13 protein-coding genes and 1 pseudogene are annotated in these 14,170 nt (G+C 29.9%); 7 read left to right on the top strand and 7 right to left on the bottom strand.

What is annotated here, in order from left to right:
- Positions 1–317: 317 nt before the first annotated feature.
- Entirely contained in the window at positions 318–2,255 is a 1,938-nt protein-coding gene (locus HMPREF3046_RS02985; protein WP_070716324.1) for an ABC-F family ATP-binding cassette domain-containing protein, read from the bottom strand.
- 245 nt (positions 2,256–2,500) lie between these two features.
- On the opposite strand from HMPREF3046_RS02985, the gene HMPREF3046_RS02980 reads away from it, so the two are divergent.
- The 6 genes from HMPREF3046_RS02980 to HMPREF3046_RS02955 all read left to right on the top strand — a co-directional run bounded on the left by HMPREF3046_RS02980 (position 2,501) and on the right by HMPREF3046_RS02955 (position 8,671).
- Positions 2,501–3,139: a redox-sensing transcriptional repressor Rex gene (locus HMPREF3046_RS02980; protein ID WP_070716322.1), complete on the top strand. Its 639-nt coding sequence runs from the start codon at positions 2,501–2,503 to the stop codon at positions 3,137–3,139.
- A 143-nt stretch (positions 3,140–3,282) separates the two neighbouring features.
- Entirely contained in the window at positions 3,283–4,371 is a 1,089-nt protein-coding gene (locus HMPREF3046_RS02975; RefSeq protein WP_176746061.1) for a YeeE/YedE family protein, read from the top strand.
- A gap of 17 nt (positions 4,372–4,388) precedes the next feature.
- Complete coding sequence (locus HMPREF3046_RS02970; RefSeq protein WP_002448268.1) at positions 4,389–4,613, top strand: sulfurtransferase TusA family protein; 225 nt, start codon at positions 4,389–4,391, stop codon at positions 4,611–4,613.
- Between the two features lie 109 nt (positions 4,614–4,722).
- A complete protein-coding gene (locus HMPREF3046_RS02965; RefSeq protein WP_070716318.1) occupies positions 4,723–5,967 on the top strand; it encodes an ammonium transporter in 1,245 nt (414 codons plus the stop codon).
- Positions 5,968–6,223: 256 nt separating this feature from the next.
- On the top strand, positions 6,224–7,711 hold the full coding sequence (locus HMPREF3046_RS02960) for a sucrose-6-phosphate hydrolase (RefSeq protein ID WP_070716316.1): 1,488 nt from the start codon (positions 6,224–6,226) through the stop codon (positions 7,709–7,711).
- On the top strand, positions 7,712–8,671 hold the full coding sequence (locus HMPREF3046_RS02955; RefSeq protein ID WP_070716314.1) for a carbohydrate kinase family protein: 960 nt from the start codon (positions 7,712–7,714) through the stop codon (positions 8,669–8,671).
- Between the two features lie 50 nt (positions 8,672–8,721).
- Here the strand turns inward: HMPREF3046_RS02955 and agrA are convergent, their stop codons facing one another.
- The 6 genes from agrA to HMPREF3046_RS02925 all read right to left on the bottom strand — a co-directional run bounded on the left by agrA (position 8,722) and on the right by HMPREF3046_RS02925 (position 13,714).
- Entirely contained in the window at positions 8,722–9,438 is a 717-nt protein-coding gene (gene agrA, locus HMPREF3046_RS02950; protein ID WP_002455088.1) for a quorum-sensing response regulator AgrA, read from the bottom strand.
- A 12-nt stretch (positions 9,439–9,450) separates the two neighbouring features.
- Positions 9,451–10,740, bottom strand: coding sequence for a quorum-sensing sensor histidine kinase AgrC (gene agrC / locus HMPREF3046_RS02945; protein WP_070716313.1), 1,290 nt, complete (start codon positions 10,738–10,740; stop codon positions 9,451–9,453).
- 24 nt (positions 10,741–10,764) lie between these two features.
- Positions 10,765–10,905 (bottom strand): cyclic lactone autoinducer peptide AgrD, encoded by a 141-nt coding sequence (gene agrD, locus HMPREF3046_RS02940; RefSeq protein ID WP_070716310.1) that lies wholly within the window; start codon positions 10,903–10,905, stop codon positions 10,765–10,767.
- Positions 10,906–10,907: 2 nt separating this feature from the next.
- Entirely contained in the window at positions 10,908–11,474 is a 567-nt protein-coding gene (locus HMPREF3046_RS02935) for an accessory gene regulator AgrB (protein WP_070716308.1), read from the bottom strand.
- Positions 11,475–12,174: 700 nt separating this feature from the next.
- A complete protein-coding gene (locus HMPREF3046_RS02930) occupies positions 12,175–12,960 on the bottom strand; it encodes a carbon-nitrogen family hydrolase (protein ID WP_070716306.1) in 786 nt (261 codons plus the stop codon).
- A 130-nt stretch (positions 12,961–13,090) separates the two neighbouring features.
- Entirely contained in the window at positions 13,091–13,714 is a 624-nt protein-coding gene (locus HMPREF3046_RS02925; protein ID WP_070716304.1) for a nitroreductase family protein, read from the bottom strand.
- 176 nt (positions 13,715–13,890) lie between these two features.
- Between HMPREF3046_RS02925 and HMPREF3046_RS02920 the strand changes: the two are divergent.
- Positions 13,891–14,170: pseudogene (locus HMPREF3046_RS02920) on the top strand (hypothetical protein); the annotation flags it as partial.

Raw genomic sequence — 14,170 nt, 5'->3', positions numbered from 1 at the left:
TGAACTTAAAATCTAATAAGTTTCAATTACTTTTTTTAAATAGATGAATGTATTGACTTATATTATATGTCAATAGAGAACGTGTGTACTTATCAACAAACAGTTAATATCCTGTGGATAAAAAGGGGGTAAAGATGTGAATATCGTTTAAATGTTGTGTAAAAGTTATGTGAATGATTATCGCTCACGTTGTGGATAACTAGGATAAGTTAGTGGATAATTGAGATATCAGTATTTTCATTGTTTATAAAATTGTGAATGAAATAAATAAAAAACTAGTAAAAATTTGATACTTTTACTAGTTTATCTTAGATATATTAAATTTTTTCTTGCAATTCTTCCCATTCAGCCATAACGTTTTCTAATTGTTGTTCGGTGCTTAATTTCTGTTCAGCAAGTTCATTTGCCTTAATAGGATCATTAAAAATATCAGGCTGAGTCAATTGTTGATCAATTTGAGTAATTTGTTCTTCATATTTTTCGATTTGTTCTTCACATTGCTCAATTTGACGCTCAATTTTTCGTAATTCTCTCTTATATTGTTTTTGAGAAGCATACGTATTAGTTATTGACGAATCGGTATCTTCTAAATCAAGCGTTTTATTTTTATTGTTTTCCGCTTCAAATTCCTTTAACGCAGAAGCTTCTTCTGTTTTTTCAATAAAATATTGATAGTCACCTAAATACAGTTGACCACCATCTTTATTTAAATCGAATACTTTATTTGCCAGTTGATTAATAAAATATCGATCATGAGAAACAAATAAAATTGTACCTTCAAAATCTTTTAACGCTTGTTCTAACATTTCTTTAGAATCTATATCAAGATGGTTAGTAGGTTCATCGAGGATCAAAACGTTATCACGTTGTAACATAAGTAAAGCTAATTGCAAACGTGCTTTTTCGCCCCCTGATAAATCATTAATAACTTTTTTGACGTCATCTTGAACGAATAAAAATCGTCCTAAAACAGCGCGGACATCTTTTTCATTCATCATAGGATATTGATCCCAAACATAATCTAATATTGTTTTATTAGACTTGAATTCTGCTTGTTTTTGATCGTAATATCCTATGTTTAAATTAGCACCATAAGTAATGTCTCCACCTAATGCTTTTTGACGATTTGCAATTGTTTTGATCAGTGTAGTCTTTCCAACTCCATTAGGCCCAATAATAGCAATATGGTCTCCTTTTGTAACTTCAATATTAATAGGAGCAGTGATAGGGGATTGATAACCTACTTCTAGATTACGGATATGCATCACATCATTGCCAGTATTTCTATCAAACCCAAACTGAATATTAGCACTTTTAGCATCCATCATTGGCTTATCGATACGTTCCATTTTTTCTAATGTTTTTCGACGACTTTTAGCCATGCCACTTGTTGAAGCTCGAGTAATATTTTTTTCCACGAAAGTTTCAAGACGTTTAATTTCTTCTTGTTGTTTTTCATACTCTTGCATTCTCAATTCATAGTATTTATCACGTTGAGTAATAAATTGCTCATAATTACCTACGTAACGTTTCACATCTCCTAGAGCAACGTCATATATTTGAGTTACAATTTTATCTAAGAAGTATCTGTCATGACTAATAATGATGATTGCACCTTTAAAATATTTTAAATAATCTTCTAACCACTTAGTTGTTTCCAAGTCGAGATGGTTTGTAGGTTCATCTAATAATAATAAATCTGGTTCACTTAAAAGCATCTGTGCTAAAGATAAACGTGTTTTTTGTCCGCCACTAAAATCATTAATGGGTTTATCAAATTCTTCTTCAGTAAAGTTTAAACCATGTAACACTGTTTTGATTTTACTTTCATATTGATAACCTTCAAGTTGTTCAAATTGATTAGATAATGACTCATAACGCTCCATATGTTGTTTATAATCTTCTGAATCATAACTATCAACGTGAGTGGCTAACCAATCAGTTTCATCATTAATAAGCGTTTCCATATGCTTAATATGTTCAAATGGTTTTGACATTTCTTCAATTACAGTAAGAGAAGAATCAAGTGTCATTTGTTGAGTTAAATAACCAATGCGTAAATTCTTGATTTTTGAAATATGGCCACTGTCATAATCTTCAACACCTGCAATAATCTTCATTAACGTTGACTTTCCAGCGCCATTTCTTCCTACTACGCCAATACGTTCTCCAGTTTTAACTTCAAAATTAACATGATTAAATATATCTTCACCATCAAACGATTTTGAAATATCATTTAATTGTAAAAGTATCATTCAAGTTTCACCTTTCTATCTATGTAACAATCACATTTATTTAACTTTAAATTTGACATTATTATATCATTTTACAATATAAGGTATGCTTAGGAAACTAAGATATTTATTTTTGAAATAGGTTACGGTATAATATTGCAGTATCCATAATAGGCATTATATATATTTCACTAAAATAACTAATTGCACTCTAGTTAGTTTGAATATATAGATTAAAAAGTTCAAACAAAAGGGGGACATTGCATATGCCTCAAAATCAATCAAAAATACCTCGCGCTACATTAAAACGTTTACCTTTATATTATCGATTTGTTAATTCATTAAAAATTAAAGGTATTGATCGTGTGAGTTCTAAAACAATTAGTGAGGCTTTAGATATTGAATCAGCTACGATAAGAAGAGATTTTTCTTATTTTGGTGAGTTAGGTAAGAAAGGCTATGGCTATAACGTTGAGAGTCTTTTAGAATTCTTTAAAATGGAGATTAGCGATAGTAATAATATTCACATTGCTATTGTTGGCGTAGGGAATTTAGGACGTGCATTACTTACTTACAATTTTTCAATACATGATGAAATGACAATTACAGCTGCATTTGATATTGATAAAGATATTGTTGGTACAAAAGTTGGAAAAGTGACAGTAAAGCATATTGATGATATTTCATCTGAACTTCAAAAACAGAATATTAATGTAGTGATTCTTACTACACCAGGAAGTGTGGCACAATCTGTTTCAGATCGACTTATTAAGGCAGATGTAAAAGGTATCTTAAACTTTACTCCTGCTAGAATTGATGTACCAAATGATGTTCAAGTTCATCATATCGATTTAGGTATCGAATTACAATCACTATTATTCTTTATGAAAAACTCTTCAAATTAATATTAAATTATTTTTTAAAGCTAAAATGCATTTGCATTATAGCTTTTTTTATAAATATATTAATTCAATGGAAAATATTGAAATAGGTTAGTAAATCAATTATAATACCTTAGTAAATCAATCGGAAAAGGGTGTTTTATTTGATTTGGATGATTATTAGTGGATTAATCGTTGGCCTATTATTAGGTTTTGTCATGCAACGTACACGTTTTTGTCTTACTGGCGGATTTAGAGATATGTATGTTCAAAAAAATAATAAAATGTTTTATGCTTTGTTAGTTGCAATTACAGTACAAAGTATAGGCTTACTAGTTTTAACTGGTTTTGATGTATTAACAATTTCTTATCAAACATTTCCGGTAATAGGTACGATTATTGGTTCATTTGTGTTTGGTATTGGTATAGTATTAGCTGGAGGATGTGCAACTGGCACATGGTATCGAGCTGGAGAAGGATTAATTGGTAGTTGGGTTGCTTTAATTATGTATGCTTTATCAGCAACAATTACTAAAGCTGGAATTCTATTACCTTTAATGAATACAATTAATAAACCAACGAATGTAAATGCTAGTATGTCACAAACGACAGGCATACCAAGTTGGATATTAGTTATTATATTAACAGTAGTAACACTATTCTTAGTGATACGTACATTGCGTAAACCAAAACCAAAAATTGCTGTACCCAAATTAAAGCAAAGATATTCAGGAATACGACATTATTTATTTGAAAAGCGCTATCATCCATTTGTAGCTGGAATTATTGTAGGATTGATTGCTTTATTAGCATGGCCTATGAGTTATTCTACTGGACGGGAAGATGGATTAGGTATCACTACTCCATCAGCACATATTGTTCAATTCTTAATGAGCGGAGATTTAAAATTTATCGATTGGGGCGTTTTTTTAGTATTAGGTATATTTATCGGATCATATATTGCTGCTAGAGGAGCAAAAGAATTTAAATGGCGTTTACCAGATAAAATAACTATTAGAAATAGTGCTATTGGTGGTATATGCATGGGATTTGGTGCTTCGGTTGCTGGGGGTTGTTCCATTGGTAATGGATTAGTGGCGACTGCAACACTAAGTTGGCAAGGTTGGATTGCTTTAGTATCGATGATATTAGGTACATGGTTTATGAGTTACTTTATTTTCGTAAGACCGATGAAACAAATTCAAAAACAAACAGCTCAATCTACTCAAATATCTAAACAAACTCAAACAACTTAATTATTGGAGGACTGAATATGTTATACGAATTAGGAACTGTTGGAATGGTATGTCCATTTCCACTTATTGAAGCACAAAAGAAAATGGAAACATTAAAAAATGGTGACGAATTAAAAATAGACTTTGATTGTACTCAAGCAACTGAAGCAATTCCAAACTGGGCAGCGGAACAAGGGTATCCTGTAACAAACTATGAACAACTTGATGATGCTTCATGGACAATCACAGTTCAAAAAGCTTAAGTTTTTCTTTATAAATGTAATGTAATATAACAAATTGTGTCATTTAATCTTACGTGTTTTTGCTATTCTTAAAAACTATTAATATGATGTTTTTAAGGAAGTGGTAAAAATGAAGATGGATGACACAATTTTTTTATTTTTATGTATTTTATTAGTTTGGTTAATGACACCAGGATTGAGTTTATTTTATGGAGGTTTAGTTCAATCTAAAAATGTTTTAAATACAGTGATGCAAAGTATGGTCGCTATCATTATTGTTACGTTTACATGGGTGATCATTGGGTTTTCTCTTAGTTTTGGTCATGGAAATGATTGGATAGGTAATTTTGATTTTATTGGTTTGCAACATGTAGGATTTAATACGAATGTTCAATTTAGTCCACATATTCCGTTTGTTTTATTTATGTTATTTCAGATGATGTTTTGTACTATTGCGGTTTCCATTTTATCAGGTTCAATTGCTGAGCGAATGAGATTTATTCCTTTTACTATTTTTATATTTATATGGGTAATTATGATTTACAGCCCCGTAGCCCATTGGGTATGGGGCGGTGGTTGGATTCAACAACTTGATGCTTTAGATTATGCTGGAGGTACTGTAGTACATATTACATCAGGAGTGTCAGGATTAGTATTAGCGATAATGATAGGTCATGGAAAAAAAGTAGAGAAACTACAGCCGAATAATTTACTTATTACACTTATAGGTGGTATTTTTGTTTGGATGGGATGGTACGGTTTTAATACAGGGAGTGCGTTTACTTTAAATGATATAGCAGTAATGTCATTTGTAAATACTATCATTGCTGCAAGCGGAGGAGCATTTAGTTGGTTAATTCTTGAATACTTTTCTAATAAAAAGTTAAGTCTACTCGGTTTATTATCAGGTGTACTGTCAGGACTCGTAACCATTACACCAGCAGCTGGATTTGTAAACTACTTAAGTGCATACATTATCTCTATGATTGGTGATATAGCATGTTATTTTGTGGTTAATTCTATAAAAGAAAAATTAAGATATAATGATACACTTGATGCCTTTGGTATTTATGGTGTTGGAGGTGTAATTGGTGCAATATTGACTGGTGTATTTCAATCACATAAAGTTAATAAAGATATATTAGATGGATTAATCTATACTGGTCATTTACATACTATATGGATACAATGTATTGCAGTTATAGTAGTAGTCATTTACTCGGTTGTTATAACTTTTATTATTGGAAAGACATTATCAATTTTTATGTCCCTTGCTACAACTGTTGAAGAAGATATGACAGGTTTAGATCAACTTGTACATGGTGAAAAGGCATATTTTTATGGAGAATTAAATAAATTATATAAAAGGTATTGATATATATTTAAAATGTTAAAATTTCGTTAGTAAAACAGTATTTGAAGATAATCACGATATGATAAAATTAATATTATATTGATATTAATTTAGATGATTAATCTATTGAAAAAGATATATCAGATATTGCAAAGTTTGCGGGAGTATTGAAAGTACAATGTCCCGCTTTTTAAATCATGGATTGTAAAGGCTTAAGACTAATTACCGTTACGATATTAAGTGATAAAATTAATACTAATGATTTAGGAGGACTAATATGACTGAGTGGTCAAGAGAACAACGCTATCGTCGTATTGAAGATGTGAACAAAGATGAATTAGAAGCGTTAAAGCATCGAATAGAACAATCAAGCTATCGTCAACACTTTCATATTCAACCAGAAACAGGTTTATTAAATGATCCTAATGGATTGATGTTTTACAATGGGACATACTACGTATCTCACCAGTGGTTTCCATTGGGTGCTGTGCATGGACTGAAATATTGGTTTAATTATACTAGTAAAGATTTAGTGACATTTGAATCCAATGGTCCTATATTAAAACCTGATACGATTTATGATAGTCATGGGGTATACAGTGGAAGTGCTTTTGAATTTGAAGGAAACTTATATTACATGTATACAGGTAATCATCGAGATGAAGAATGGAAAAGATATTCGAGTCAAATGATTGCAAAAGTAAAACAAGATGGTTCAATCGAAAAATTAAATAAGCCTGTGATTTCTCAACAACCTGAAGGATATACAAGTCATTTTAGAGATCCAAAAGTATTTAAACATCATGAAGAATATTATGCAATATTAGGCGTCCAAACTCAACAAGAATTAGGACGTTTACTTTTGTACAAAATGATAAATCGACAGATTGACCATTGGGAATATATTGGAGAAATTACAACCGAACTAGAAGATTTTGGCTATATGTGGGAATGTCCAGACTATTTTAGCTTAAATGGACAAGATGTCATTATTTTTAGTCCTCAAGGTATTGATGCAAAAGATGAAAAATATAGAAATATTTACCAATCTGGATATCTAATTGGTCATTTAAATTTCGATACATTAGAATTCAAACATGATACATTTATGGAGCTTGATAATGGTTTTGATTTTTATGCGCCACAAACATTTATAGATGAATATGGTAAGCGTATTTTAATTGGGTGGATGGGATTACCAGATACTCAATATCCTACAGATGAAGAAGATTGGGCACATTGTTTAACGATACCTAGAGAGTTAACAATCGAAGAAGGACGGTTACGTCAACGTCCTTTGAAAGCGCTAGAGACGTTACGTCAAAATAAAGAAACAGCATTAGGTTATGCTAACAAATATAATACAACACTTAATCCTTATGAAGGTACGCAATATGAACTTATTATTGATATTTTAGAAAATGAAGCAACAGAAATATATTTTGAATTAAGAGCATCTAAGTTACATTCAACGTTAATTTCTTATAATACTAGGGAGCAAAAAATTACATTAGATCGATCAGAAAGCGGTGCCTTACCTAGTAATGTTGAAGGTGTGACAAGATCTACATATTTAGATTCGCCATTAAAGCAATTACAAATCTTTGTGGATACTTCAAGCATTGAAATTTTTTGTAATGATGGAGAGCGTGTCTTAACGTCAAGAATTTTTCCTGATGAAAATGCTACAGCAATTCGCACATCTACAGAAACAGGTCAAGTTTATTTAAAATTTACTAAATATGACTTAGGTAGAGATAAATAAATGAGAAAGTTATACGCTATTGGTGAAGCATTAATCGATTTTATTCCAAATAGAACAAATATCGAACTTAAAGATGTAACGCAATTTAGTCGACAAGTTGGCGGGGCACCTGCTAATGTGGCAAGTGTGGCTAAAAAGTTAGGTAGTAGTACAGAAATGGTTACACAACTAGGTAGTGACGCTTTTGGAGATATTATTGTAGAGACGTTAGAGAAAATAGGCGTTGGTACAACGTATATTAAACGAACAAATACAGCTAATACTGCACTCGCTTTTGTCAGTTTAAAAGAAAATGGAGAACGAGATTTTTCTTTTTATCGTAAACCATCAGCTGACATGCTTTATCATGCTTCGAATTTAGATGAAATCAATATTTCTAATCAAGATGTTCTACATTTTTGTTCTGTTGATTTAATTGAATGTGATATGAAAAATGCACATCTTGCTATGATTGAAAAATTTGAAGCGGCGCATGGGATGATAGTGTTTGATCCAAATGTTAGATTACCATTATGGGATAGCGCAGAAGCGTGTAAAGCGACTATTCAGTCATTTCTTCCAAAAGCAAACATCATTAAAATTTCAGATGAAGAAATTGAATTTGTTACTGGAATAAGTGATGAACATAAAGCGATTCAATCTTTATTTAAAGGAAATGTTGAAGTAGTTATCTATACACAAGGAGACAAAGGAGCAACAGCTTATTTAAAAGATGGGGCAATTATTCATCATCAAGGGTATAAAGTTGAAGCTGTTGACACTACTGGTGCTGGAGACGCGTTTATTGGTGCAGTCATTAATAGAATTTTAAATACAGAATTAACAGACATCACTTCTCTATTTAAAGGAAAAGGAGAAGAAATTTTAAAATTTAGTAATTTAGTAGCTGCAAAAGTAACTACTAAATATGGCGCTATTGAAAGTATTCCAAGTTTAGAAGAAATTATTGAAGAACTTTAAAAAAGAGATTAAGAAACCCCTTCAGATATTAAAATGAAGGGGTTTTAATATTATATCTTTTTAACATTACGTACAGAGGCATAGCAATGCTCACCATTTCTGAAAGTTACAATTCGTTCTTTAGAATCGACTGAATCGATATTATGACGATTTACAACAAAACTATTGTGACATCTGAAAAAACGATCATCGAGTTGCGCTAATTCTTTAAGATTTCCGTAGAATTCAATCTGACGGTTATCAAGATGCGCAATTAAACGATGGGATTTTGTAGACGATTCAAAGAACATGACATCATCATATTGTACATATATTGAATTGCTACCACGCTTTAATTCAATTGTTTCAACATTACTTTCTTTTGAAAGTAATTTTAAACGTGTATGAGCAGTTTCAATGCAATCTATTATTCTCGTTTTAAGTTGGTTAGGATCATCTTTAAAAATAAAATCCATTGCAGATACCTTATAGACAAATGTTAGGTAAGTGAGTTCACTATGACTTGTAACAAAGATGATATTCCCAATAGGATCATACTTTCGAATTTCACTTCCAAGTTTAATACCGTTAATATCAGCTTCCAATTGTATATCTAAAAAATAACATCCAACATCATTCATTTCTTTTGACTGTTCAATAATTTCATAAGGATCATCTGTCGCTAACGCTATTTCCATGGGTTTTTCTTCAATCATTATATAGTTGTTAATAATTGAAACCATATTTTCGCGTTGTTTCACATCGTCTTCACAAATGAATATTTTCATTTTCTCACATCCTTATGGCATATGATTTATAATTTCTACTTTTTGAACGAAGTAACCATTTTCTATAGTAGTATCAAGTAACACGTTTTCAGTAGTATCAGTAATTTCTTTTAAAGTCGTTAGACCAAGTCCTCTATTATCTCCTTTAGTTGAAAAGGAATCTTGAAATAATTCGTGAATTTTCGGCATATCTTCTTTACATTTATTCATAACAATAAACATGACTGATGTTTCGACATTGATGAATGCAATTCTAATTAAAGCATCTTCTAATTCTTCTGAAGCCTCAATAGCGTTATCAATGATAATCCCAATGATACGACTTAAATCAACCGTATTCATCTCAATATGATCAATTAACTCTGGCACTTCAATACTAATAGGTATATTTTTTTCTTGAGCTTGTAAAATTTTAGTTGTTACCAATCCTTTAATAGCACGCACTTTTAAATTATCCGTACCATTAATTTTGATTGAGTTCATTTGAAGGTTATCTTTCATAGGAACAATATTGTCATTAAAATATGTCTTTAAACCATCCATATCATTTTCTCTTATGTATTCTGACATTGTAGTAAGGATATTGACGTAATCATGTCTAAACTTACGCATTTCATTATTAATCGATTCTATTTGTAGAGTATATTCATAATACGTTTCAATTTCTTCTAAACTTTGCTTATAACGTATTTCTCTTAATGTGCTTATCGATATTAATATAATAACAATGACGAAAAAGAGAAGTATACTAATAAAAATTAAAGCATAACCTTTTAAAGTTGTTCCATTACTCTTAGGTATTTGAGAATATGTAGAAAGTATCATAAATGATGAAACTAATACTATAGAAATAACAAGTAAATAAGTTTTGTTAATTGCTAAATAAGATTTTTTAAGTCTTCTAAATAAAAATTTAAAAGAATAACCTAGGATAATAGAAATAAATGAAAAAATTATAGTATATGAAATAGCAACTAAAATAGTATTACTAATATAGAATCGCAAGAAAATTGATATAAAAAAACCTATAAAGTTACTTAAAAACATTAAGATTGCACTACTTAGGACAGCTAAAATAGAATATAATTTTACTTTTAAATATAAAAATATTACACAACTAATAAGTAAAAATAATAATAGAAAACTACCAAAAAAGTAATACAAAAAAGCAGAAGGGATTATAATCGCCAAAATGATTAAATAATCCCTTGAATTATATTTAATATCTAAAATAATTTTAGCAATTAAAAATAAAAGAAAACTTTGAATAAAAGGTAAAGCTAGGTTTTCAAACAAATTCATAAGTCACACACTTTCTAACAAATACTATCTTTCTAAATTTGTTAACTCTTCAGGAACTTCTGATTCATCGAAATATCCATAGCATGTTGAGTAAGTGGCAAGTGTACCAACAGTTTCTAAAATTAATGAGAATAATTTAATAAATAATTGAGTAATAAATGTCATAATTAATAATCCTCCTTAGGAAAAAAGAATGGTAATAGTGTTGTACTTTCAAGTATCATACCTAATAAAATTAATTGTTTATATGGCTCGGGTACTATAATAGAAATAATGATTAAAACCACTACTAAAATAATAGACTTTATTTTTTTGCGAGGTTTTAGTCGTTCGGGGATGGGTTGTTTCTTAGTGGCAGCTGGTGCATAAATAATAATCAGTAATAATGCAATACCACTAACACTATACATGATACCCATATTAATATGATAGTAAGCAATGAGCCATGGTAAACCAACAAATAAGATTAAATTTTGAATATGGCATAGCAAAGTAGACTTTGCATGCGCCCCGTGTGCATTGTGTCGAATTAAAAAATAACTAATGTGTGTGATTAAAGTATACAAAAATGTATGGAATATGAGCGCAGCACCATATGTCACAATTGTTTTAGCAATATTACTAACAACCACTTGCATGCCTAATCGTACTTTTAAGAATTGGATATGATCAAGGTTGTTTTTCTTTTGTAAATAAAATGCAAAGTGCTCAATTTTATCATCAATTGCTTTCAATATTGTGCCACTCTCCTTGACTATATTATACAATTTTGTGCAATTAGTCTGTAAAATAATGCTTAACTGTCAAAAATTAATACTTAACTGTTAAAGTAATTCATTAACTTATATTTTACCATATAAAAATAAACAGTTTAGTAGAAAAAGTTGCAAGTTAAGAAATTTTTAATTACTTAAATGAATGTTATGTTTTAATATACTCATATCACATTAAAGTGATATCAACTTAATAATCTTAGTCTTTAAATTGTTAGTCTTTGTTTTATTCGAATAAATCTTTTTTTGATTTTGTTAGTAGTTGCGAAATTAAAAGTTGATTTATCGATGAGTTGTAAGGAATGTTTGTGTAATTTGACTATGTATTTGTGATGATCGAGACCAATGGGTTATTCGATAATATCGATTTTCATAGTAAAATATTTCATTTATTTATTTCTTCGTGTAGTTCTATTCATTAATAAGCTATCCCAACTTATTGATGAGAAATGCGTAAAATTCGCTGAAGTGTTAACTCAGCAGAAAATAATTAACTTAGCTATTTTGAGTAGAAGGTAGTTATTTTCAATATGCAAGCTATCATAACATTGTTATGCAATGTAATTTTTCATAATTAATAACATCCCCAAAAGATTGAAAAATAACTGTAAAACATTCCCTTAATTAAAAGTCGTGAGTCTCTCCCAAGCTCACGACTTTTTTATTTATATAAATGAGTTTTTAAATTTCTAAAGATTGGAATAGCATCTCTTTGACGTGATACTTCTTGAGTGTTGATATCAACTGAAATAGTATCTTCTTCTCTATTTAACTCAACAAGAATATCTCCATTAGGATTGATAACCATTGAATGTCCAGCGTATTCAGTATTTCCATCATGACCCGTGCCATTACATGCGACGATAAAAATATCATTTTCTATAGCTCTAGCTTGAAGTAAGTTTCTCCAATGATTAAGTCGAGATGTTGGCCATTCGGCGACATAAAATGCGATTTGAGCACCTTCTCTAGATGGGTATCTTAGCAATTTAGGAAATCTTAAGTCATAGCATATAATTTGAGTGGCGAGAGCACCTGATGATAAAGCAAATGGTTCTGGAACTGTTTTTCCATCCTCTAAAAATTCTGGTTCATTTAGCATTGGAACTAAATGAACTTTATCATATTTGTTAATACGACGACCTTTTTTAGAGACAGTAAAAGCAGTATTATAAACTTTATTATTTTGTTTATTTGAAACAGATCCCGCGACGATGTCAACTTGATATGTTTGAGCAAGATTCGAAATAAAAGGAAAACTACGTGATAATGCTTGATCTGCTTTTTCATTTAATTCTTCTAAAGCATAGCCATTGTTCCACATTTCTGGTAACACAACAACTTCAGTATCATCATCTAATTGAGTATTAAACCATTCTGAAATTTTTTGTTCATTTTTCTCAACATTTCCATATTCGACATGAAATTGAAATATTTGTATTTTCACTTTAACCACTCCTCAACTTGCTTAATAATTTCAATTTACTAAATTTGACTAGGAAAAGCAAAATGAAGCACATTACAATTAAAGTAAAATAACTTAATTGAAATGTACTTCATTGATAAGTTTAAATTTATTATTTTTTAATAATAAATCGTTGGTCAGTAGGGTGAATTTCTTTTTCACCAGCTTGTTCTTCAATATCACCAAATGGCATTTGTGCTACAAGTTTCCATGATGCTGGAATATCAAATGTTTGTGTTGTAACTTGATCAACTAGTGGATTATAGTGTTGTAACGATACACCGATACCTTTTGAACTTAGTGCAGTCCAAATTGCGTATTGATGCATAGCATTTGTTTGAACAGCCCAGTTAGCAAAATTATCAGCATATGATGGCATTTGTTCTTGTAATGATTTTATAACATCTTCATCTTCAAAATATAAAATAGTTCCGTAGGCATGCTCGAAACCATTAATTCTTTGATTTGTAGGTTCAAAGTCGCGATCTGGTCCCATTACATCTTTAAGTACAGTTTTAGCATTTTCCCAGAATTTAATATGTTGATCATTAAGTAACAAAACAATACGTGTTGATTGTGAATTAAAAGCTGAAGGCATATATTTTACAATGTGTTCAATCATTTTCTCTAATTCTTCATCACTAATAGAAATAGATGTTTTAGTTTTATAAATTGTACGTCTATTTTCAATTTCAGTTAGAAATGGTTTTGTGTTTTCTTTATCAAATAATCCCATCTTATAATCTCCTTTTTTAATATATTTCTAGTATAAAATTTATACTAGAATAAGTAAATTATTATATAACAAAAATTTCATAAATATTAATGTTTTTTATCAATTTGTTTATATACATGCATGATATTTTTTATTTCTTTATACTAAAATTGTTAAAAATAAGAGGAGGTCTCAGAATGATAAAACAAAAAGTTATTCGAACAAGTCTTATTTTTGCTATAAGTGCAACTATATTCAGTCACTATAGTTATGCTGAAACCTCTTCTAACATAGAGAGTGAAGGCGTAGATCAGAAAGTAAACCCACAAATAAATTCTGATACTCAGCAATCTAAAATTAAACTAAGTAAGGAAAACATAAAAAAATTTAATTATACTAGTGATGAAACTAGCAACACAGAAGAACCAAAAATAGAAAATATACAACAAGAAAGCGACGAGACTAACAGTAAAGAAA

This window comes from Staphylococcus sp. HMSC070D05 (genome assembly GCF_001815595.1).
GTDB classification, from domain to species: domain Bacteria; phylum Bacillota; class Bacilli; order Staphylococcales; family Staphylococcaceae; genus Staphylococcus; species Staphylococcus hominis.
This window is presented reverse-complemented; position numbering and strand designations above follow the sequence as displayed.